We start from the raw sequence: 24,875 nt of genomic DNA, 5'->3' as shown, positions 1-24,875 counted from the left end.
ACCGAATAAAAAGGGTGGCACCCGGGCAGGAATGCGGGGGGGGGATGGCTCCCGCCCGGGTGCTGGGGCTCTGCGCGGCCAGGGATGTGCCGCCAGAGCGCTAGGGGCCGCCGGGAAGGGAGGGGGGGGGAACCGGCGGCTGCTCACTCTATGTAGGTATTGGGACTTAGCTTTGGTAGAGGGATAAACTGCAACGCTATGTTCCATTTTTTGAAAGGGCGGCGAGCTGTGCTTCGAGCGCGGCGATCCGCTCGTCGCGCGTGGCGAGCGCTGCGGCGACATCTTCTGCGTGCAGCAATTGCGGGATGTGCTGCGGGCAATTGATGTCCCACGCGGTGATCGTGAAGACCATCGCCTGTTCGGGAACGCCGCGATAACCGGGCATGGCGAGCGCCGCGTTGAGTTCGGCATCGCCTTCGATCACATCGAGCTCGCCCCAGATCTTGATCCGCTGGCGGTGCGCGTAATCCATCAGGAAGATGAACGCCTTGCGGTTTTCCGCCGCATTGCCGGTGGTGATGTACTGCAGGTTGCCGCGAAAATCGGCGAAGCCGAGGCGCTGGTCATCGAGCACCTTGAGGAAGCCCTTGGGGCCGCCGCGATGCTGGATATAGGGCTGGCCATCTGCGCTTGCAGTGCCGAGGTAGAAGCTGCGCACTTCTGCAATGAAGGCGGCAAGACGGGCATCCACCCGGTCCGCCATCATCATCCCGGCATAGTGGCGGCGCGAACCCTTGCGGATCTGCGCGGCCTTTACCGAGGGTGAGAAGGCGTGATCGGTAGGGTCTGTCATGTGCGGAACCTTCATGCGGTGTTGGACCTGTTTTAGCTTTGCCGCGGCGGGCGACCAGCCGCCCGGCCCGCAAGGCACCCTTGCACAAAACGGATGGCGGGCGTCCCCAGCCCTGAAACCTGCACCTCAGATCACCGAAAGCTGCGCCACGGTCGTCGTCAGGCTGCTGTCGCTGTAGAAGGCGTAGTCGTTCCCGCTCTGGGTATAGAATGCCCCGCTGCCGATCTGCAGCGTATCGCCTGCATCGAAATCGACCGTCAGGTGCGAGGCGTTGCCCGCGCCGGTGACGCTCTGGATGAAGCTGGCATCGACCGTGAGGCTGGCGTTGGTGCCGCTGGCGGTGAAGTCTATCGTCTCGACCCGGCTGAGCACTCCGGCGAGCTGCGCGGAATCGACCGTGCCGGCATTGGCGGCGAGCGCGACCGTATCGCTGCCCGCCCCGCCATCCACGCTGAAGCCCGCGCCGAGGATCAGCGTGAAGCTATCGGCGAAGCTGGAACCGATCACGCTTTCGATGCCGGACAGGGTATCGCCCGCAGCATCGCCCGCGCTGCCGGTGCCGGTCCCCGCGCCGCCGCCGCCGAGTGACAAGGCCACCGCGCTGCCCGATTGCGAGTAATCGGCGATATCGGTTCCGGCGCCGCCGATCAGGCTGTCTGCGCCCGCGCCGCCCGCGAGCCGATCGTTGCCTGCGCCGCCATCGAGCACGTTGTTGGCGCCGTCACCGGTAAGCCGGTCATTGAAGGCCGAGCCGATCAGGTTCTCGATGCTGGCATAGCTATCGCCCGCCGCCTCGTTGGTGTTGAACGAGCTATCCGCAAGGTTGGCTGCAACGCCGAGCGTGGAATTGGCATAAGTCGCCGTATCGGTGCCCGCGCCGCCATCGAGCAGGTCGCTGCCGAGGCCGCCGTTCAGCAGATCGTTGCCCGCCTCGCCATAGAGCGTGTCGTTGCCCGCGCCGCCGGTCATCGTGTCGTCACCGCCGCCGCCGCGGAAGGTTTCGTCGGCGCCGGAACCGAGGAAGGTATCCGCGAGCGAGGTGCCGATCACTTGCTCGATGCCCGAGAGCAGATCGCCCGCTGCGTCACCGCCGCCGGACGCCGTGCCATCGAGCCGGGCGGTGATCGCCGAAGCGGAGGCGGAGTAGTCGATCGTATCGAACCCGCCGCCGCCGATGAGCGTATCGGCACCGGCGCTGCCGTAGAGCGTATCATCGCCGAGGCCGCCATCGAGCAGTTCTATACCCGCCCCGCCGCGCAGGGTATCGTCCAGCGCGGAGCCGACGACGCCTTCGATCGAGATGTAGCTGTCACCCACCGCATCGGACGCCGCGACGACGAGGCTGCCGCTGGCGAAACTTGCGATGATCGCGCTGGCGGAATTGGCGAAGGAGACGCTGTCCGCCCCCGCGCCGCCATCGAGCACATCTGCCCCCGCGCCGCCGACCAGCACGTCGTTGCCATTGCCGCCCTGCAACGTGTCCGCACCCGCGGTGCCCCACAGCGTATCGTCGAAAGCGGAGCCGATGAGGATCTCGACGCCGGTGATGCGGTCACCGGTGGCCTCGTTGCCGCTACCGGCGGTGCCATCGAGATACGCGGTCACCCCGCCGGTCGAATTGGCATAAGTGAACGTATCGGTGCCTGCACCGCCGTCCACGGTGTCGGCCCCGGTGCCGCCGTCGATGAAGTCGTTGCCATTTCCGCCGTTCAGCGTGTCATCGCCGACGAACCCGCTGATCGTATCATCGCCGTCGCCGCCGCTGATGGTCTCGTTCGAATTCGAGCCGACCAGCGTATCGTTGAAGGACGAGCCGATCAGCCCTTCGACCGAGGTCAGCACATCGCCCTGCGCGAAGCCCCCGTTGGCCGAGGTGCCATCGAGATAGACCGAGACGGCGGCGGTGGAATCCGAATAGTCGGCCGTGTCGAAGCCGTTGCCGCCGCTCAGCGTATCGGCGCCGGCCCCGCCGCGCAGGAAATCATCGCCCGCGCCGCCGCTCAGCACGTTGGCACCAGCATCGCCGATCAGCGTGTCGGCGCTGCCCGAGCCGGTGAGGTTCTCGATGCTGACATAGGCATCGCCTGCCGCATCACCGGCGCTGCCACTACCGGCCAGCAGGCTGGCGATGACGCCGGATGCAGAGCTCGCATAGCTGACGGTGTCCGAACCTGTGCCGCCATCGAGCAAGTCGGCGCCGGCATCGCCGCGCAGCGTATCGTTGCCTTCCATGCCGTAGATCGTGTTGTCGCCGGAGCCGCCCCAGAGCGTGTCGTCGAACTGGGTGCCCTGCAGTATCTCGATGTTGGTGAGAACGTCGCCCTGCGCCTCGTTGCCGCTGCCCGCGGTGCCATCAAGCCCGACGGTGACCGCGCCCGAGCCGTAGTAGCTGACGGTATCGGTGCCCGCGCCGCCGTTGATCGCATCCGCACCGCCAAGACCGCGGAACCATTCATCGGCGGCAGTGCCGGTCACGCTGTCGTTCTGGTTGGTGAGATAGATGATCTGGAAGTTCTTGTAGGTATCGCCCGCCGCATCGCCGCCCACGCCGAGCGTGACACCGTCGAGATTGATGGTGACACCGGTGGTCACGGCGACGCTGTTGGGGAAGCTGGCGTTGGTGCCGAAAAACAGCGTGTTGACGCCCGCGCCGCCATCGAGCGCATCGGCGCCGGAACCGCCGGAAATCGTATCGTTGCCATTGCCGCCGAGAATGATGTCATTCCCGCCAAGGCCGACGAGGCCATCGTTGCCATCGCCGCCGCTGAGCACATTGTTCGATGCATTGCCCTGAAGCACGTCGCCAAAGGCCGAGCCGGTGAGGTTCTCGATGGCGACATAAGTATCGCCGAGCGCATCGCCGGCCGTGCCGCTGCCGGCATTGAGATCCGCCGTTACCGAACTGCCGGCACCCGAATAATCGACGGTATCGGTGCCCGCACCGCCATCCATGAAATCGAAGCCGCTGCCGCCGAGGAACGTGTCGTTGCCGGCATCGCCATAGAGCGCGTCGCTCCCGGCGCCGCCATCGATGCTATCATCACCGGCGCCGCCGCGGATCGTGTTGCCGCCATTGCTGCCGACAAGCGTATCGTTGAAGCCTGAGCCGATCAGGTTGACGAAGTTGGTGAAGGTATCGCCCTGCGCCTCGCCGAGCGTGCCGGTGCCCGTCGCTAGGCTGGCGGCGACCGCCGATGCGGCGGAAGCATAGCTCAGCGTGTTGGCGCCGTTGCCACCATCGAGCACATCGGCCCCCGCGCCGCCGTCGATGGTATCGTCGCCGTCGTCGCCATAGAGCGTATCGGCCCCCGCACCGCCCTGGATGGTATCGTTGCCGAAGCTGCCCCAGATCGTGTTGGCATTCGCATCGCCCGTCAGCGTATCGGCGCCGTTGCCGCCCTGGATGTTCTCGAACCCGGTGAGCGTATCACCCGCCGCATCGCCGCCGCTCGCCGTGCCGGTGAGGAGGCTGACGGTGACGCCGACCGCCGCGCCGAGATAGCTGACGGTATCGGTGCCGGTGCCGCCATCCATCACGTCTGCTCCGGCGCCGCCGAGGATCACATCGTTGCCGGCGCCGCCCCGGAGGGTGTTCACACCCGCGCTGCCGGTGATCGTATCGTCGAAGGCCGAACCAATGGCGTTCTCGACCGTGCCGGGAACGAAGAAATCGCCATCCGCATCGCCGCCGGTGTTGTTGGTGCCGGTGCCGCCGATCAGCGTATCGTTGCCGTTGCCGCCGTAGAGCGTGTCATTCCCCGCACCGGTATCGAGCGTGTCGTTGCCATCATTGCCGTAGACGGTTTCCGCGCCGGCAGCGCCGATGAAGCTGTCGTTGAAGGCAGAAAGCGACCATACCTCGATGTTCGCAAAGGTATCGCCTTGCGCCAGCCCGGTGGAGAGCGCGGCATTGGTGACGTTCACCGTCAGCGCGCTGGCGGAGCTCGTATAGTCCACCGTATCGGTGCCCGCGCCGCCATCGAGCGTATCGGCGCCGAGCCCCGGTGCGAGCACATCATCGCCGCCGCCGCCGAAGATCGTATCGGCGTTCGCGGAGCCATAGATCACATCGGACAGCGCCGAGCCGATCACGCGTTCAACGTTGAGCAGCACATCGCCATTGGCCTCGCCCGCGCTGCCCGCCGTGCCGTCCATGCGCACGATCACACCGCCTGCGTTGGAATAGTCCGCCGTGTCGAAGCCGTTGCCGCCGTCGAGCGTATCCGCCCCGGCCCCTCCGACCAGCGTATCGTCGCCATCTCCGCCGAGCAGCGTCTCGTTGAAGCCCGCCCCGATCAGCGTATCGGCCAATGCCGAGCCGATCACGCGTTCGACGCCGGTGATCGTATCGCCCTCCGCATCGCCGCCGCTGGAGGCCGTGCCGTCCAGCCGCACGGTCACGCCGGTAAGGCTGGCCGAATAATCGACCGTATCGCTGCCGGTGCCGCCGTCGATGCTGTCTGCCTGGCCGAACGAGACGAAGGTATCGTTGCCGCCCCAGCCATAGAGCGCGGTGGCCGCAGTTGTGCCGCCGCGCAGCGTATCGCCATAGTTGAGCGAGCCGTAGATCACCTCGACGGCGGACAGGACATCGCCCGCAGCCCAGCCGCCGGAACCCGCCGAACCATTGTTGGTGACCGTGATCGCGGCGTTCGAATTGCGGTAATCGACAATGTCGGTGCCCGATCCGCCCGTGACCTGATCGGCGCCGAGACCGGTGACGATGGTGTCATCCCCCGCGCCGCCATCGAGCACGTCCGCGCCGTCCGCGCCGGTCAGCGTATCGTTGCCGCTCCCTGCAAGGATGGTCGAGCCGGTGGCTGCGGCAATGATCGTGTCGTTCTGCGCCGAGCCGATCACGGTTTCGATATCGAACAGCCGGTCCCCCGCCGCATCGCCGGTGCCGCCGAAGCCGCCGTCCATGTAGATCAGCATGCCGCTGCTGGTGGAGGCAGAGTAATCGACCACGTCAATTCCCGCATCGCCGTGGTAGATATCCGCGCCGCCCGAGGCGATGAACGTATCGTCCCCCGCACCGCCGACGAATTCCTCGTCTGCGCTGCGGCCTTCGAAGCGGTCCGCGAAAGCCGAGCCGACGACGCGCTCGATATTGGCAAGCGTATCGCCCTCGGCATCGCCGCCGCTGGAAGCGCCGCCGGTGCGGATGGTGACGCCGGACGAAGATGCGGAATAGTCGGCAGTGTCGGAACCTGCGCCGCCGTCGATGGTGTCGGCCCCGGCCCCGCCCGAGAGCGTATCATCGCCGATGCCGCCAAGGAGCGTATCATTGCCCCCGCCGCCAGAGAGCGTGTCGTTGCCGTCGAAGCCATCGAACCAGTCGTCGCCGGTGCCGCCGATGAACGTGTCGCTGCCGCGCGAGCCGGTGAAGCGTTCGACCGAGACGAAGGTATCGCCCTGTGCATCGCCGCCGGTGGCGGTGCCTGCGGCAAGATCGACGGCAACGCCGCTGACCGAGCCTGCGTAGCTGACGGTATCGGTCCCCGCGCCGCCATCGAGCACATCGGCGCCGCCATCGCCCGAAAGGAGATCATCGCCCGCGCCGCCAAGCAGCATATCCGCGCCGCTACCGCCCGACAGCACATCGTTGCCGCCGCCGCCGCTCAGCGTGTCGTTGGAGAACGTGCCGGTGATCGTATCGGCATAGGCCGAGCCGATCACGCCTTCGATCCCGGTGAGCCTGTCGCCTGCTGCAATATCGCCGCTGCCGGCGCTGCCATCGAGCGCGATGGCGATCCCGGCGGCCGCGCCGGAATAATCGGCGGTATCGTTGCCGGTGCCGCCGATCATCGTGTCGATGCCCGCGCCCGCGACAAGCAGATCATCGCCCGCGCCGCCTTCCAGCGTATCGACCGCCGCGCCGCCGATCAGCGTATCGCCATAGTCCGAACCAAGCAGGCGCTCGATCCCGGTGAGGACATCGCCTGCCGCCTCGCCCGCCGAGCCGCTGCCGTTGCCGCCACCAGCCGCAAGGCTGACGGTAACCGCAGCGGCGGCGTGTTCGTAGGATGCGGTATCGGAGCCGGCGCCGCCATCGATCGCATCGGCGCCTGCGCCGCCTTCGATCACATCGTTGCCATCGCCCGCGATCAGGGTTTCAGCGGCGCTTCCGCCCACCAGCACATCGGCAAAGGCGGAGCCGAGCACGCGCTCGATGCCGATCAGCACATCGCCCGTGGCCGCGCCGCCCGATCCCGGATCGACGCCGTTGTTGTAGACCGTCACGCCCTGCGTGCTGGCGGTGTAGTCCGCCGTGTCGAAGCCGGTGCCGCCATCGAGCACATCGCTGCCGGTGCCGCCGATCAGCGTATCATCACCCGCGCCGCCGAGCAGGGTATCCGCCCCCGCGCCGCCATCGAGCCGATCATCGCCCGCGCCGCCTTCGAGCACATCGGCATTGGCCGAACCGGTCAGGCGGTCCGCAAAGGCCGAGCCGACGACGCGTTCGATGCTGCTGAGGGTATCGCCGGCTGCATCGCCCGTGGTGCCGGTGCCTGCGGCGAGATCGACAGTGACCGCGCCGGTGGAGGCCGCGTAGTCTGCCGTATCGAAGCCTTCGCCGCCGGAGAGCACGTCTGCGCCGCCGAGGCCTGCCAGCACGTCATCGCCCGATTGGCCAAGCAGGGTATCTGCGCCCGCGCTGCCGCCGAGCATGTCAGCAAAGGTAGAGCCGCGGATCGTCTCGATGCCGGTGAGCACATCGCCCGCGGCATCGCCGCCGCTGCCGGTGCTGCCGTCGGTGGCGATAGTGACGCCCGAGGCCGAATTGGCGTAGTCCGCGATATCGGCGCCAAGGCCGCCGTCGATCTGGTCTGCACCGAGGCCGCCTTCGAGCGTATCGTTGCCGCTGCCGCCGGACAGCGTGTCATCGCCCGCCGCGCCCTGGATCGCATCATCACCCGCGCCGCCTTCGATGACATCCGCCGCAGCGGAGCCGAGCAGGCTATCGGCATAAGCCGAGCCGACGACGCGCTCGATCCCGGTGAGCACATCGCCGAGGCCATCGCCAAGCGTGCCGGAGACCCCGTCCATGCGCACCGCAACGGCGGAGGCAGCGCCCGAATAGTCGGCCGTATCGAAGCCCGCACCGCCATCGAGCGCGTCCGCCCCGGTGCCGCCGATCAGCGTATCATCGCCATTGCCGCCGGAGAGGCTGTCTGCGCCCGCGCCGCCCGATAGCGTATCGTCGCCATCGCCGCCGAGGATCGTATCGGCAGCAGACGAGCCGACCACCGTATCGGCAAAGGCCGTGCCGATGACTTGCTCGATACCGCTCAGAACATCGCCTTCGGCAAGCCCGCCAGAGGACGCCGCGCCATCCATGCGCACGGTGACGGCAGCGGTGCCGGCGCTGTAGTCCGCGGTATCGAACCCTGCGCCGCCGGTGAGCAGATCGACCCCGGCGCTGGCGTTAAAGAGGTCGTCCCCCGCGCCGCCATCAATCTGATCGGCATTCGCCGAGCCGTTGAACACATCGTTGAAGCCCGAGCCGATCACGCGTTCGACATTGAGGATGACATCGCCATCCGCATCGCCGCCGACCGAGGCGGTGCCATCGAGGTTGATGGTTACGGCGCTGAGCGAGGTGGCGTAGGACACGGTATCGGTGCCGAGGCCGCCGTCGAGCAGGTCTGCCCCGGTGCCGCCGATCAGCGTATCGTCGCCCGCCTCGCCAAAGAGTTCGTCGTCCCCGTCGCCGCCGGTGACCACATCGTTACCGGCCCCGGCGCGGAAGGTTTCGTTGGCGGCGGAACCGGTGAGGCGGTCGTCGAAGGCCGAGCCGATCAGCTGTTCGATGCTCACCAGAGTATCGCCCGCCGCATCACCGCGGCTGCCCGCCGCGCCGCCGAGCGTGACGGTGACCGCGCTGGCCGATCCGGCATAGCTCGCGGTATCGAAGCCCGCACCGCCATCGAGCGCATCCGCCCCTGCGCCGCCGATCAGCTTATCGTCTCCGGTCCCGCCGAAGAGCGTATCGTTGCCCGCGCCGCCGCTGATGATATCGGCCCCGTCGCCGCCAAGGATGGTGTCATCACCCGCCGAACCGCCAAGCGTATCGTCGGCGGACGAGCCGATCAGCCGCTCGATGGTAGACAGCGTATCGCCGGTCGCATCGCCTGCGGTGCCGGCGCTGCCATCGAGAGCGACCGCGACGGCAGCGCTCGCCGCGGAATAGTCTGCCGTGTCGAACCCGTCGCCGCCAACGAGCGCATCAGCGCCGCCGCCGCCGATCAGCGTATCGTCGCCCGCACCGCCTTGCAGCGTTTCATCCGCATCGGCGCCGATCAGCGTATCGCCCTGCGCCGAGCCGATCACGATCTCGATGCCGGTGAGCACATCGCCTTCGGCATCGCCGCCCGAGCCGGTGCTGCCATCGAGCGCGACGCGCACGGCCTGGATCGAGCCCGAGTAATCGGCCGTATCAGTGCCTGCGCCGCCATCGAGCACATCGCTGCCCGCGCCGCCGGTGAGCGTGTCGTTGCCCGTACCGCCGCTCAGCGTGTCATCGCCAAGCCCGCCGAGCAGCACATCGTTGCCGCCGCCGCCAAGCAGCACATCGGCGTTGTTGCTGCCGGTGAGCCGGTCGGCCTGCGCTGAGCCGACGACCATCTCGATACTGGTGAGCACATCGCCCTGCGCGTCGCCCCCGGTGCCAGTGCCATTGGCGAGATTGACGGTAACCCCGGCGCTGCTCGCCGAATAGTCGGCCATATCCAGGCCCGCGCCGCCATCGAGCACGTCCGCACCCGCACTCCCTTTGAGCACGTCATCGCCCGCCCCGCCGAGCAAGCTATCCGCCCCCGTCCCGCCGCGAAGGGTATCGCCAAGGGCGCTGCCGATCAGCACTTCGGCATTGGCGATCACATCGCCTGCCGCATCGCCGCCAGTGTTGGCCCCGCCATCAAGCCCGGCATTAACGCCGCTGGCCGAGGCCGAGTAATCGACCGTATCGGTGCCCGCGCCGCCATCGAGCACGTCCGCGCCGAGGCCGCCGACGAGGGTATCATCGCCCTCCTGCCCGAGCAGGGTATCCGCCCCGGCGCCGCCGAGCAGCGTATCGTTGCCGCCGCCGCCTTCGAGCGTGTCGTTGCCATCCGCGCCGCGCAGGCTATCGGCCTGGGCCGAACCGACGACGCGCTCGATATCGGTGAGCATATCGCCCGCCGCATCGCCGCCGCTGGAAACCGTGCCATCGAGATTGACGGTGACCCCGGCAGCGGAAGCCGAATAGTCTGCCGTGTCGAAGCCCGCACCGCCGTCGAGCATGTCCGAACCTGCGGTGCCGACCAGCGTGTCGTCCCCCGCATCGCCATAAAGCGTTTCCGCGCCGCTGCGGCCGATCAGGGTATCGGCAAAGGCGGAACCGCGCAGCACTTCGACATTGGTGATCGTATCGCCCGCCGCATCGCCGCCGATGCCCGCCGTGCCGCCAAGCGAGGCGGTGACGCCTGCCAAGGACGCAGCATACGTGACCGTATCGAAGCCGCTGCCGCCATCGATGCGGTCTGCCCCGGCACCGCCATCGAGCAGATCATCGCCCGAGCCGCCGAGCAGCGCATCATCCCCGGCAAGGCCGACGAGCGTATCATCGCCCGCGCCGCCCGAAAGCGTTTCCGCACTGGCGCTGCCCGTGAGCATGTCGTCAAAGGCGGAGCCGTTGACGCGCTCGATCCCGATGAGGACATCGCCCTGGGCATCGCCGCCGCTCGCCGGAGAGCCATCGAGCACGATCTGCACCGCCGCATCGGAGGTGCCGTAGTCCGCCGTATCGAAGCCGTCGCCGCCGGAGAGCACATCGGCCCCGGCGCCGCCGCGCAGCAGATCATCCCCGGCACCGCCGAGCAGGGTATCCCCGCCGCCGCCGCCCGTCAGCGTGTCGTTCCCGCCGCCGCCTTCCAGCGTTTCCGCTGCCGAACCGCCGATGATCACATCGCCGAAGGCCGTGCCGACGACACGTTCGATGCCGGTCAGGCTATCGCCCTCGGCATCGCCGCCCGTCGCGGTCGAGCCATCGAGCGTGATCTGCACGGCTGCGGTGCTGGCGCTGTAATCGGCGCTATCAAAGCCCGCGCCGCCATCGAGCACATCGGCGCCCGCCCCGCCCGCGAGCAGATCATCGCCGATCCCGCCCGCGAGCGTATCGCTGCCCGCCCCGCCGGAAAGCGTATCGTTGCCCGCCCCGCCGAGCAGGACTTCATCCGCCGCAGCGCCGGTAATGGTGTCATCGAAGTCCGAACCTTCGACCTGCTCGATCCCGCTGACCCGGTCGCCCGCAGCATCACCGCCGGAACCGAGGCCGCTCGCGAGGTTGAGCTGGATCGCCGCAGCGGAGGTCGCATAACTAAGCCGGTCGAAGCCGGTGCCGCCATCGATCACGTCCGCACCGCTGCCGCCAATGATCGCATCGTCGCCCGCGCCGCCCAGCAGCGTGTCGTCACCGGCGCCGCCGGAAAGCACATCATCGCCGGCGCCGCCTTCGAGCGTATCGGCGCCCGCGCTGCCGCCGAGCGTATCGGCAAAGGCCGAGCCGACCACGCGCTCGATCCCACTCAGCGTATCGCCCGCCGCATCGCCGCTGCTGCCCACGCTGCCATCGGCGGCGATGGCCACGCCGCTGGCGGAAGCCGCATAATCTGCCGTATCGAACCCGGTGCCGCCGATCAGCACATCCGCGCCGATCGAGCCGGTGAGCGTATCATCGCCCGCGCCGCCATCGAGCGTCTCGCTGCCGATGCCGCCGCCGAGCGTATCCCCGTAAGCCGAACCGACAAGCCGTTCGATCCCCGAGAGGACGTCGCCCGCCGCAAACCCGCCGCTGCCGATGCGCCCATCGAGCGCGGCACTGATCGCGCCGGTCGAGCCGGAATAGTCCGCCGTATCGGTGCCATCGCCGCCGACAAGCGTATCGGCGCCAAGACTGCCGACGAGCGTATCGTCACCATCGCCCGCGCGGATGGTTTCGCTGCCGCTGCCGCCGCCGAGCCGGTCGTAGTAGATCGAGCCGACCAGCACTTCGATGCTGGTGAGCGTATCCCCCGCCGCGCCGTCCGCGCCCACGCTGCCATCAAGCGCGATGGTCACGCCGCTGGTGGAGCTTGCATAGCTGGCGGTATCGTTGCCAAGCCCGCCATCGATCGCATCGGCGCCGTCGCCGCCAACGATCACGTCGTTGCCCGCGCCGCCGAGCAGCACATCGTTGCCCCCGCCGCCGTAGAGCGTGTCGTTGCCCGCACCGCCGTCGATCCGGTCGGCATTGTCGCTGCCGCTGAGCTGGTCGTCGAACGCCGAGCCGACAAGGCCCTCGATATCGATCAGGACATCCCCCGCCGCATCGCCGCCGCTGCCACCCCGGCCATCGAGATAGGCGGTGACCGCCGCGCCCGATCCAGCGTAGCTCACCGTATCGAAGCCGCTGCCGCCATCGAGCAGATCGTTTCCGGCGCTGCCGAGCAGGGTATCATCGCCCCCGCCGGCAAGGATCGCTTCGCTACCGCTGCCGCCGCCGAGCGTATCGGCAAAGGCCGAGCCGATGAGGCGCGAAATGGCGGTGAGCTGATCGCCGGTTGCTTCGCCGCCAGTGCCGGCCGCGCCCGAGAGATCGACCGCGACGCCGGAAGCCGCGCCCGCATAGCTGGCGGTGTTGATGCCCGTGCCGCCATCGATCACATCGGCGCCGAGCCCGCCCGTGAGTTCATCATCGCCGCTGCCGCCGAGCAGCACATCGTTGCCTGCCCCGCCGACCAGCACGTCGTCACCCGCACCGCCGTCGAGCCGGTCGTCCGCAGCGCCGCCGATGATCGTATCGTTCTGCGCCGAGCCGATCACGCCTTCAATGCTGGTAAGCATATCGCCTTCGGCATCGCCGCCGCTGGCCAGACTGCCATTGGGACCGCCATCGAGGCGCACGATGACCCCGGCGGCGGAATCGGCATAACTCGCGGTATCAAAGCCATCCCCGCCGTCGAGCAGGTCTGCTCCCACGCCGCCCGCAAGGATATCGTCGCCCGCGCCGCCCAGCAGCGTATCGCTGCCACCCTGGCCGGAGAGCACATCGTTGCCGGCACCGCCATCGAGCACTTCACCCTGCGAGGCGCCGATGATGGTATCGTCGAAGGCGGAACCGATCGCGTTCTCGATCGAGGACAGCGTATCGCCCTGCGCATCGCCGCCCGCTGAGAGCGAGCCATCGAGGTTGATCGCGATACCGGCGGCGGAGGTCGAATAATCGGCGGTATCGGATCCCGCGCCGCCGAGCAGCAGATCCGCGCCCGCGCCGCCGCGCAGCACGTCGTTGCCCGCGCCGCCATCGAGCACATCGGCACCGGCGCCGCCATCGAGCAGATCGTTCCCGCCGCGCCCGCGCAGCACATCATCTGCGGCAGAGCCTGCGATGCTGTCGTCGAACTCGCTGCCTTCGACGATCTCGATCGAGACGAAACTGTCGCCCGCCGCATCGCCGCCCGTGCCGCCGGTCAGGAGGCTGAGCGTGACGCCCCCCGCCGCGCGCGAGAAGTCCGCTGTATCGATGCCTGAACCGCCATCGAGCACGTCCGCGCCGCCGCCACCGCGCAGGATATCGTCCCCGCCTTCGCTGTGCAGCACTTCATCGGCCGCGCTGCCGGTGATGACGTCGGCGTCGGCCGAGCCGATTACTTCCTCGATACTGGTGAGCACATCGCCTTCGGCAAGGCCGCTGGCGCTGGCACCCCCGGCAAGCGTGACGTTCACGCCGACAAGCGAGGCCGAATAGTCGACCGTATCGTGCCCGGCGCCGCCATCGATCGCATCGGCACCGGCGCCGCCGTCGATCATGTCGTCGCCCGCCCCGCCGAGGATCGTGTCATCACCGCCAAGGCCGGCGAGAACGTCGTTCCCCGCGCCGCCTTCCAGCGTATCGGCCTGCGAGGAGCCGGTCAGCTGATCGGCAAAGGCCGAGCCGACGAGGCGCTCGATGCTGTCGAGCCGGTCGCCCGCCGCATCCCCGGCGGTGCCGCGCCCGGCGGCGAGCGAGACGGCAACACCGCCGCTGGCGTCACTGTAGTCCGCTGTATCGAAGCCGGTCCCGCCATAGAGCAGATCGGCGCCGCCGCGCCCGGTGAGCACATCATCGCCCGCACCGCCGAAAAGGCTGTCGTCCGCCACAGTGCCGCGCAGGGTATCGGCATAGTCCGAGCCGATGAGGTTCTCGACATTGAGCAGCCGGTCGCCTTCCGCCGATCCGCCAGTGGAAACCGAGCCATCGACCGAAACCGAGACGCCGGAGGTCGAACCCGAATAATCGACAGTATCCGAACCATCGCCGCCATCGATGAGATCGGACCCTGCGCCGCCATCGAGCAGATCGTTGCCCGCGCCGCCGCGCAGCGTATCGTCGCCGCCGGCGCCCTTGAGCACATCGTTGCCCGCCCCGCCATCGAGCAGGTTGGCCGCGCTGTTGCCGGTCAGCCGATCATCGAGCGAAGAGCCGATGACGCCTTCGATGCTGGTGAGCTGGTCGCCCGCCGCATCGCCGCCCACGCCGATCGAGCCATCGAGCATGACCGTGACGCCGCCATCGCTGGCGCTGTAATCGACCTCGTCGGTGCCGGAGCCGCCATCGAGCATGTCGGCCCCGGCGCTGCCGCGCAGCACATCGTCGCCCGCGCCCGCGAGGATGGTCTCGCTGCCCGCGCCGCCGCCGAGATTGTCGGCATAGGCCGAGCCGATGAGGCGCTGGATACCTGTCAGCGAATCGCCAGCCGCCTCGCCGCCGGTCCCCAACGCGCCGGAAAGATCGACCGCGACGCCGGATGCCGCGCCCGCGTAGCTGGCGGTGTTGATGCCCGATCCGCCGTCGATCACGTCGGCGCCGAGCCCGCCGGTGAGCACATCGTCACCGCTGCCGCCGAGCAGGCGGTCATCGTCCGCGCCGCCGATGATCGTATCGTCGCCCGCGCCGCCAGAGATCGTCTCGGCTGCCGCATCGCCGATCAGCGTATCGTCATAGGCCGAGCCGGTGAGGTTCTCGATGCCGAGAAGCTGGTCGCCCTCGGCGCTGCCGCCGGTGCTGACGGTGCCATCGAGCCGCACGGTTACGGCTTGCGCCGAGGTGCCGTAGTCGACGGTGTCGATCCCGTCGCCGCCCTCGATCCGGTCCGCACCGGCGCCGCCATCGAGTATGTCGTCACCCGCGCCGCCGCGCAGAGTGTCGTTGCCCTCACCGCCGATGAGCGTGTCACTGCCCGCGCCGCCTTCGAGCGTATCGTCGTTGATGCTGCCGAGCAGGCGGTCGTCGAACGCCGAACCGACGAGGCGTTCGATCCCGGTGAGCGTATCGCCTGCCGCATCGCCGCCTATGCCGATGCTGCCGCCGAGGCCCGCGACAATGCCTTCGCTCGAGCCGGAATAGTCGACCGTATCGAACCCGGCCCCGCCTTCGAGGGTGTCCGCGCCAGCGCCGCCATCGATGATATCGTTCCCCGCGCCGCCGAGCAGAATGTCCGCTCCGTCGCGGCCCGCGAGCAGATCGTCGCCCGCGCCGCCTTCGATGGTGTCATCGCTCGCCGCGCCATAGAGCCGGTCCGCGCCGGACGAGCCGATCAGGTGTTCGATGGAAATGAGGGTATCACCCTCCGCATCGCCGCCCGTGCCGGTGCCGGCAGCGAGATCGACCGCCACACCCAAGGCCGAGGTGCTGTAATCTGCGGTATCGATGCCCGCGCCGCCATCAAGCACGTCTGCCCCGCCGCGCCCGGTGAGCACATCGTTGCCGCCACCGCCGCGCAGCGTCTCGTCCGCACCCGCGCCGGTGAGCCGGTCGTCATAGCCGCTGCCGATGACTTCCTCGATCCCGGCCAGCGTATCGCCGGTGGCGGTGCCGCCAAAGCCGGTGGTGCCATCGAGATAGACGCTGACGCCCGAGCCGGAGAGGCTGTAGTCCGCGCGGTCGTAGCCCCCTCCGCCGTCGATCACATCGGCGCCAGTGCCGCCGTCTATCACATCATCGCCTGCACCGCCGAGCAGGGTATCGTCCCCCGCCGCGCCGCTCAGCATATCGTTGCCATCGCCGCCGATCAGGCGGTCGGCGGAGGCGGTGCCGGTGAGCTGGTCATCGAAGGCGGAACCCTGCACGCTTTCGATGCCGGAGAGCTGGTCGCCTTCGGCATCGCCGCCCGCGCCCGTGCCTGATCCGAGATTGACGGTGACCGCGGCGGAAGAGGCGCTGTAGTCGGCTGTATCGAACCCGGCTCCGCCTTCGAGCACATCGGCCCCGGCGCCGCCATTCAGCATGTCGTCGCCCGCATCGCCGCGCAGCGTGTCATCGCCGCCCGCGCCGAAAAGGCGGTCGTCCCCGCCGCCGCCTTCAAGCGTTTCCGCCGCGCCGACGCCGGTGATCGTATCGTCGTAGGCCGAGCCGAGGATGCGCTCGAAGCCGGTGACGGAATCGCCTTCGGCATCGCCGCCCTGGCCCGCCGAACCATCGAGTGTGAGCGAAATCCTGCTGCGGCTGTCCTCGTAGCTCGCGGTATCGAAACCCGCGCCGCCATCGAGCATATCGGCACCGCCGCGGCCTTCGATCACATCATCCCCCGTGCCGCCGATGAGGGTGTCATTGCCGGCCGAGCCATCGAGCGTATCGGCGAAGGCCGTGCCTATGACCCCTTCGATCCCGGTGAGCGTATCGCCATCCGCATCGCCGCCGCTGGCGCTACCAAGCGCGAGATCGACGCGCACGCCGGCGCTGCTGGCGCTGTAGTCGGCGACGTCCGCACCGGCGCCGCCATCGAGAATATCGGCCCCGGCGCTGCCGTAGATCGTGTCGTTGCCGCCCTGGCCGAGCAGCACATCGGCATCGCCAGAGCCGCGCAGGATATCGCCGAACGCGGAGCCTGAAATGCCTTCGACCCCGCTGAACTGGTCGCCCCCGGCATCGCCGCCGGAATTGGCGCCGCCATCGAGACCGGCGTTCACCCCGGCTTCGGAGCGGCCATAATCGACGATATCGATGCCGAGCCCACCGATCAGCGTATCTGCCCCCGAACCGCCATCGAGCCGGTCGTTGCCCGCGCCGCCATCGAGCGTATCGACCCCCGCGCCGCCAGTGAGGCGATCATCGAAGCTGGAGCCGAGCACGCGCTCGATACCGGTCAGCGTATCGCCCTGCGCATCGCCGCCAAGGCCGACCGAGCCATCATTGCCGACGGCCACGCCGGTAGCGCTGGCGCTGTAGTCGGCGGTGTCGAAGCCGTCGCCCCCGATCAGCCGATCAGCCCCGCCAAGGCCGGCGAGCACATCGTCGCCCGCGCCGCCGTTCAGCGTATTGGCGCTGTCATTGCCGGAAAGGCGATCGGCAAAGGCCGAACCGGTGAGCGCTTCGATGCCTTCAAGCTGATCGCCCGCCGCATCGCCGCCGCTGCCCGCCGATCCATCGAGCGCAACGGTAACCGCTTCGCCCGAGGCGCCGTAGTCCGCCGTATCGAAGCCTTCGCCGCCCTGGAGCAGGTCTGCCCCGCCGCCGCCCGCCAGCAGATCATCGCTCGCGCCGCCGGAGAGGCGGTTGGCCCCGGCATCGCCGATGAGGCGATCAGCATAGGCCGAGCCCGAGACGTTCTCGATACTGCTGAAGCTATCGCCCGCAGCGCTGCCGCCAAGCCCGGTATTCGCGGCGAGGTTGACCTGAACGGCGGTGTTTGAATCGCTGTAGTCGGCGGTGTCCTGCCCGCTGCCACCGGCGAGCCTATCGGCACCGAGACCGCCGCGCAGGGTATCATCGCCCGCGCCGCCTTCGAGCGCGTTGTCGCCGCTATCGCCGATCAGGGTATCGGCATAAGCGCCGCCGACAAGGCGCTCGATGCCGGAAAGCCGGTCGCCCTCGGCGATATCGCCGGAGGAGGCATTGCCATCGAGCCGCACGGTGACCGCGCCGCCGGCAGCGGAGTAGTCGGCCGTATCGAAGCCATCGCCGCCAATCAGGGTATCCGCGCCCAAATCGCCGGTCAGCGTATCATCGCCGCCCTTGCCCGAGAGCGTGTTGTCACCCGCGTCACCGCCGAGTCGGTCGGCGAAAGCGGAGCCGGTGAGCGCCTCGATCCCGCGCAGCACATCGCCAGCGGCATCGCCGCCGACGCCCGCAGTGCCATCGAGCGCGACCGAAATGCCTGCGCCGGAGCCGGAATAATCAGCCGTATCATAGCCGGTGCCGCCGAGCAGCGTATCTGCCCCGGCGCCGCCGGAAAGCGTATCGTTGCCGTCGCCGCCGACGAGCGTGTCGTCTCCGCCCGCACCGATCAGGGTATCGTCACGCGCGCTGCCGACGACTTTCTCGATATTGGTGAGCCGGTCACCCTCGGCATCGCCGCCTTCGGAGAGCATGCCATCGAGCCGCACCGTGACGCCGAAGCGCGAGGCGCTGTAGTCGGCGGTGTCGAACCCGTCGCTGCCATCGATGGTATCGGCTCCGCCGAGGCCAGCGAGGATATCGTCCCCGCCAAGGCCGCGCAGCAGATCGCTGCCCGCAGAACCCAGCAGCGTGTCGGCAAAGGCCGAGCCTTCGAGGCCCTCGATGCTGATGAAGCGGTCCCCCACCGCATCGCCGCCATCGCGCAGCGCGCCATCGAGCGCGACCCGCACCCCGGCGCTGGAACCGGCATAGCTCGCAATGTCGAAGCCGGCGCCGCCATCGAGCAGATCGGAACCGAAGCCGCCTTCGATCACGTCGTCGCCCGCGCCTCCCTGAAGCGTTTCATCACCCTTCCCGCCGACAAGGTGGTCATCGAAGGCGCTGCCCTTGAGCACTTCGATATTCGCGTAAGTATCGCCCTCGGCATCCCCGCCGTGGCTGGCGCGGCCATCGAGATAGACTTCGACGGCAACGGCGCTGGTGCTGAAATCGACCGTATCGATCCCGCCCGCACCATCGATCCGGTCCGCGCCCGCGCCGCCGGTCAACACGTTGTCTCCGGCATCGCCGGTGAGCACATCGTCGAAGGCCGAGCCAGTGATGTTCTCGACCCCGAAGGCGGTATCGCCCTCGGCATCGCCGCCCTTGCCCGCCGTGCCATCGAGCCGCGCATCGACGCCGGTGGCCGAGCCGCTGTAGTCGAGCGTATCCACGCCGGCGCCGCCGTCGAAGCGGTCCGCTCCGGCGCTGCCGGTCATCACGTCGTCGCCCGCGCCGCCTTCGGTCCATTCGTCGGCTGCGCCGCCGTGGATGATGTCGTTGCGGCCCGTGGCGATCAGGTGTTCGATGCTGAACAGCGTGTCGCCTTCCGCCTCTCCGCCGCGCGAAGGGGTGCCGTCGAAGAACACCTCGACACCCTTCGCACCCGCAGGCGCGCCATCGAATGCCCCGCTGTAGTCCGCCGTATCCGTGCCCGCGCCGCCATCGAGCACGTCGGCACCCTTGCCGCCGATCAGCGTGTTGTCGCCCGCATCGCCGGTAAGGCGGTCGTTGAAGTTAGAGCCGACCAGGCCCTCGACGTTGACGTAAGTGTCGCCTTCCGCCGCGCCGCCCTTGCCCTTGCCGGTGGCAAGGTTGGCATCCACGCCTTCGCCGGAGAGATGATAGTCGGCCACATCGAAGCCGGTGCCGCCATCGATCTTGTCCGCGCCCGCGCCCGCACCAACGTGGTCGTCACCCGCGCCCGCATTGATATTGGTGCCGGGCGGATTGGCGAAGAGGACGTAAATCGGCTCACCGGTGACGGGATCCTTCACGGTCATCCCGGCCTGATCGACAACGTCCTTGATGCCGAAATGCGTCGAGACCGAGACCGAATAGGAGGATGTCTTGCCGTCTGCCGAGAGGCCGAGCAGCACCGGGAAATAGAACTCGTCCTTGAAGCCATTGGCGGCGGCTTCGGCGATGGTCGATGGCAGCTTGTAGGTGAGCTGCACATCGAACGCGAAGTGCGACTGGCTGGCGGGGATCGGCACGGTCTTGCCGGTTGCCGGGTCGGTGGTCGTCGTCAGCTTCTCGATCTTGCCCTGATCGATCGTGACGAGCCAGCCCTTGTCGGTCAGCGTGCCGTTGACGATGCCGTAGCCCGGCGGGAGCGAGGGGATCAGCACTTGCAGCAGCTGGAGGCCCTTGGCCGGCACTTCGGCGACCACATGCAGCACGCGCAGGCTGCTTCCTTGCGGCGCATGGGTGGGGTCATCGGCATAGAGCACGTCGCTGCCCGCGGTGCCCTCGATGCTTTCGGGCGCGGACTGAGCGGCGAAAGCGGCATCCTTGGCCGAGCCGGGGCCACCGGTATCACCCTTGATGACCGTCTCGCCGTTCTCGGTGCTGCGGGTCACGCCTTCCGAGTTGTAGAGCGTGAAGGTGAGCTTGGGGACGAGCTTGCCGATACCGGCAGGGCCCAGCGCATCTTCCGGTGCGGGCGTCGCGGAACGGGGAGACTGCACGCCCGGCGACGTTGCGGTTTGCGGCGGGGAATCGCTGATCTTCTCGGTCAGCGCCTTGCCGGTCATGTCGGACTTGTGCTGCTTTTCCTGCTTGGCGGCGGCATCAGCCTGTGCCTGCGCGGAATCCTCGGGCTGGACGGCGCCGGCAGGCTGCTTGGCCTCGGTCGGCTTGGTCGCATCCGCGCTGCTGAGGTGAAGCTCGAGGTTGGGGTTCTGCGGATTGATCTCGCCCACCATGCCGACCGTCTCGTCCGCCGAAAATTCCTTGTCGGCGAACACGATGATCGGCTTGCGGCCTGAAAATGCGGCCAGCGCCATGCCCGGGATGATGATGCGCGTGCCGTCCGTAAACACGAGCACGACGTCGACATCGGCAATCTCGACCTTGAACGGGGCGTATTTGACACCGAGCCGGGCCTTGTCGTCCGCATCGAGCTGGACGACCTTGGCCGCGCCCAGGTCCTGCTTCGCAACCGCGGCCTGCGCGCCTTCCGCTTCGGGCGCGAGATGAGGCGGGCCCTTGCCGCCGAGTGGCTGGCCGGTGGAACCCGATTTGGCGCGAACGATCTTGACCATAAGACCTCAGTGGATGGGCGGCGATTCTAGCGCCCGCGTGCTTAGGGCTTGGGCCAGAGCGCGCTCCGGTACTTCACGTATGCGGCGGAGAGGGCCTGCTCAGTCCTCGCTGCCGGGGGCGGGCTGGACGAGATCGGGGAGCGGCTGGCCGCCGCTGACGAGATCGAACAGTCCGCCGAGCTTCTGGAGCACGCGGTACTCGGCGGCGCGCAGGGCGATCTGGTTGGCGGTCTGCTTGGCCTTGGCGGCGAACAGCAGCTGTTCGGCGTCGAGCAGATCGAACACGGTGCGCCGCCCGCCGCGGAACTGCTGCTTGTAGAGATCGGCGACTTTCTCGGCCGAGGCGATTTCCGCCTCAATCGTGGCGATCTTCTCGCGCGCGGCGCCGAGGCTGGCGTAATCGATGCGGATGTCCTGCTCCACCTCGCGGCGGCGGCGGTCGAGCTCGTAATCGGCCTGGCGCAGACGCGCGGCAATGCGGCGCTTGGTCGCGGTGGCCGCGCCGCCGTTGTAGAGCCGGTAGGAGAACGTCACCATCGCGCGGGCATCGACGGCGCGGCCAGTCGAGCCGAGCACGTCCTGCCGGTAATCGCTGGCGATGGTGAGGCCAAGGCGCGGCAGCGCGGTATCGGCCTGGCTATCGTACTGCTTGTCGAGCGAGCGGCGGTCTTCGACGGCCTGCGCGAGGCGCGGGCTGCGTGTGTCGATCAGATCGACCGCGACATCAGCGCTTTCGGGAAGCGCAGCGCCGGCGGCGGGCACCTCCGCCGCGCGGAGGGGCATGTGGTCCGTAAGGCGCTTGTAGGCATTGCGTGCCTGCTCGAGCGCGCTCTGCCGATCGAGCAGCTGCGAGCGGACATTGTCGAGCCGGGTCCGCGCACGCTCGACATCGGCGGCGGTGGTGAGGCCGAGATCCTTCTGCACGGTGACGATGCGCAGGATCTTCTGCACCGAGGCGATTTCGCCATCGGCCAGTGCAACGAGGCTCTGCTGGAGCAGGACGCCGAGGTAGGCATTGGCGATATCGTAGGAGATCGCCTCGATCCGCTCACGCGTGCCCCATTGCGCGGAACGGTAGCTGGCGCGGGCGCGCTTGATATCGTTGATAGTGACGCCGAAGTCCCACAGGTTCTGGTTGAGCGCGATGGTCGCTTCGCTGCGGAAGCGCTGGGTGGGCGCCTGCGGAATGCTGCGCGCGAACTCGCGGCCCCACGCGCCGGTCACATCGACGCGCGGCAGGTAGGCGGCGCGGGCCTCGTTCACTGCGTAACGGGCATCGTCCTGCTGGGCGAGCGAGATCTGGATCTCCGGATTGCCCTTGAGCGAGGCGATGATGGCATCGGTGAGGGATTCGGTTCCTGCCGTCCCGGTCGGGGGCGGAGAGGTTGGGCCGGGATCTGGGCCGGGATCTGGGCCGGGATCAGGTGCATCGGGCTCTGCCGGAACGGGCGGAGGCGCATCGAGCAGCGAGAGGACAGCCCGCCGTGGCCGCGCTTCGGCCACGGCGGGCTGCGCCGGATCGAGCGGGGGAAGCTCGCCATCCGCGGTGACGCTGGCCGCGAGCGCCGAACCATCGGGCATCGGCCCTTGAGCCGGAACCGGTGCGGGCGCGGCGGCGAGCTCTGGAAGCGGGAGCGGCGGGACGACGTCGGTGAGGATGGCCGGCGCGAAGGGAACGGGGAAAAGCGGGCCAGCCGAAGCGAGCCGGATCAGCGTTTGAGGGAGCGGTGCGGGTGGTGGCGGCAGCACAGAGGCGGGCGGCATGGCCGCGCCATGGCCCATGCCCGCTCCGGATGCGGTGACCAGATCGGGACCGTCCAGCCCTTCGAGAACATAGGCCAGCTGCGGCGGGGACGCCGGAGTGGCGGCAGGGGCAGGCTCGGCAGCGCGCGCCGTGACCCCCGCAAGCGCCGCGCCTGCGGCGAGCGCCGTCAGCGGCAGTCTGGCAAGGGAGTGCAGCACCTCGGCTTCCTTCTCGATCTTTCCGATCCTGTCCCGGTCTGCGACCATCGTAGTTAATTGCGGTGCAAGCAGGCCCTAGGGGATCGCCCTTGCGCGCCCCTCAGGCGGCGTCAGACTCCACCCTGCGATGGGCCAGCAGGTGGTCCATTTCGCTCTCGCCAAGCAGCGTCTCGAAGCAGATGCCGAAGCCGAGAGGGGTGGTTGCGACGATCTCGCCGACGAGGGCGAGGCCGGCGGCCTGTACCTGCACCGCATCTCCTCGGCGGTTCATCAGGTAAGCAAGGCGCGGGCGGAACATCGCGCCGCCGCGCGAAAGGTTGATGAGGCGGCCCTCGTAGCTCACCATCTTCTCGGTCAGCACGATCTCGCCGTCGATCCGGCAATCGTGGCGCACGTCGGCGCGCGAGAAGACGGGGCGGCGGCCGAACGGGTGGAACTTCAGCGGCATCACATCGCTCCGCGCTGGGTGGTGGGAGTGGCTTCATTGCCCTCTGGCGGTTGCGCCACCGGCTCCTCGAAGCGCATGTCGAGGCGGCGGCGCAGGCGCTCCATTTCGGTGCGCGCATCGCCGAGCTGGATGGAACCGGTATCCGGCGAGGCAGCCATGGCCGCGGCGAAAGTCTCGAACGCGGCGCGGTGCTCGGCGCTGCGCAAGTCCAGCCGGGCAATCGCATCGCGGTGGTGCGCGGACGCAGTGGCGAGGCGCTCCAGCCGCCGGTCGAGCCGGCCGGCCATCTCGCGCATGGCGCGCCGGTTGGCGGCAAGGCTGCCCTGCATCTCATGGCGCAGGCGCCGCGCCTCGACGAGCTGACGCCGCGCTGCGGTGCGCGGAGAACGGCCAAACCATGCCGCGAAACGATCCCAAGCGGATGACGGCAGCGGCGCGATCTCGCGCGGTGCGGCAGAGCCATGCGGCATATGCTGCGCTTCGCCCGCCAGCGTGATGAGGCTATCGAGCTGGCGGTGGATCTCGTCGCCATCGAGCGCGGCAGACCGCTCTGCCAGCACGCCGAGCGCGGCGAGCGTGGCGCGGATATGCGCGCGGTCGGCCGCGGCATCCTCATGGAGCGCGCGCAGCTGGGCGAGCATGTCGGACTGGTTGTGCGCCAGTTCCGCCACCGCGTCGGACACAGGGCGCAGCAACTGGCGCGGATCGGAGAGCCCGGCGACGACATCGCCCAGCGTGCCGACCGCAGCGGTGAGCCCGGCGATTTCCTGCCTCGTCGATCCGGCATCGCGGGCAAGCCCGATGATCGCGGCACGCAGTTCGGCAAGTTCCGCCGCCCCTGCCTCGATCGCTCGGCGGACCGAGCCGAAATCGCGCGAGGGGCTGGTGGCCGCCTCGCCCTGCCCGGCTTCGAGCTGGGCGAGATTGGAAAGCCAATGCTCGAACTCGCCTCGCAGGGTCTTCATCGCGCTCGTCATGCAACGTTCGAGCGCGCCGAGGACCATCGAGGTCATCAGGCCGAACAGCGACGAGCTGAAACCCACCGACATGCCGTTGAGCGGGGCCTTCATGCCCTCGATCATCTTGCCGAAGCTGTCGGCGCCGGCAGCGCCCGACAGGTCCATCGCGCCGATCAGGTCGGACACCGAATGGACTGTCTTCATCAGGCCCATGAACGCGCCGAGCAGGCCAAGGAAGACCATCAGGCCGGAGAAGTAGAGAATGGTCGACTTGCGATCATTGATGCGCTGATCGACATCGTGGAGCAGCGTCTGGACGGTGTCCGCGCCGATCTCGAGGTGGTCCTGCTTGCCCAGTTCCTCGGCGATCAGGCGGTAGCCCTGGCCGAGCAGTTCGGGTTCGCGGAACACGATGGCGGGCTTCGCATAGGGATCGCGCGGGCGCTTGGCGCGCTCGCCGTAATCGACCTGGAGCGCGTGGAGCGCGACGACTTCGTTGCGCAGCGAGAGGACGTTGCGGAAGGCAATGCCCGCCGCGACCCCGAAGACAGCGAAGATCGACAGGTTGAGCGCCATCTTGGCCTTGATGCCGTCGATCACGAATTCGTGGGCATAGATGCCGAGCCCGACGAGGACCGCCATGATGACGGCCATCTTGAGGAGTTCGGCGCGGAGCTTCTTTTCCATGGCGGAGGATCCGGCGGCAGAGCCTTTTCTGGAATGGGGGGCG

General features: G+C 68.4%; 5 protein-coding genes. All 5 read right to left on the bottom strand.

The window, feature by feature from the left end:
• Positions 1–196 precede the first annotated feature (196 nt).
• The 5 genes from NSE01_RS07065 to NSE01_RS06820 all read right to left on the bottom strand — a co-directional run bounded on the left by NSE01_RS07065 (position 197) and on the right by NSE01_RS06820 (position 24,832).
• Entirely contained in the window at positions 197–793 is a 597-nt protein-coding gene (locus NSE01_RS07065) for a pyridoxamine 5'-phosphate oxidase family protein (RefSeq protein WP_147158886.1), read from the bottom strand.
• A gap of 126 nt (positions 794–919) precedes the next feature.
• Positions 920–20,776, bottom strand: coding sequence for a beta strand repeat-containing protein (locus tag NSE01_RS21860; RefSeq protein WP_281289482.1), 19,857 nt, complete (start codon positions 20,774–20,776; stop codon positions 920–922).
• Positions 20,777–20,875: 99 nt separating this feature from the next.
• Complete coding sequence (locus NSE01_RS06830; protein ID WP_147158885.1) at positions 20,876–22,786, bottom strand: TolC family outer membrane protein; 1,911 nt, start codon at positions 22,784–22,786, stop codon at positions 20,876–20,878.
• Positions 22,787–22,838: 52 nt separating this feature from the next.
• Positions 22,839–23,186, bottom strand: a complete 348-nt coding sequence (locus tag NSE01_RS06825; RefSeq protein ID WP_147158884.1) for a PilZ domain-containing protein — start codon at positions 23,184–23,186, stop codon at positions 22,839–22,841.
• On the bottom strand, positions 23,186–24,832 hold the full coding sequence (locus NSE01_RS06820; RefSeq protein WP_147158883.1) for a hypothetical protein: 1,647 nt from the start codon (positions 24,830–24,832) through the stop codon (positions 23,186–23,188). The genes NSE01_RS06825 and NSE01_RS06820 overlap by 1 nt, the downstream gene beginning before the upstream one ends.
• Positions 24,833–24,875 lie beyond the last annotated feature (43 nt).

The organism is Novosphingobium sediminis (genome assembly GCF_007991615.1).
Lineage (GTDB): Bacteria > Pseudomonadota > Alphaproteobacteria > Sphingomonadales > Sphingomonadaceae > Novosphingobium > Novosphingobium sediminis.
The sequence above is the reverse complement of the archived record's forward strand: the minus strand, read 5'-3'. Positions and strand labels throughout refer to the sequence as shown.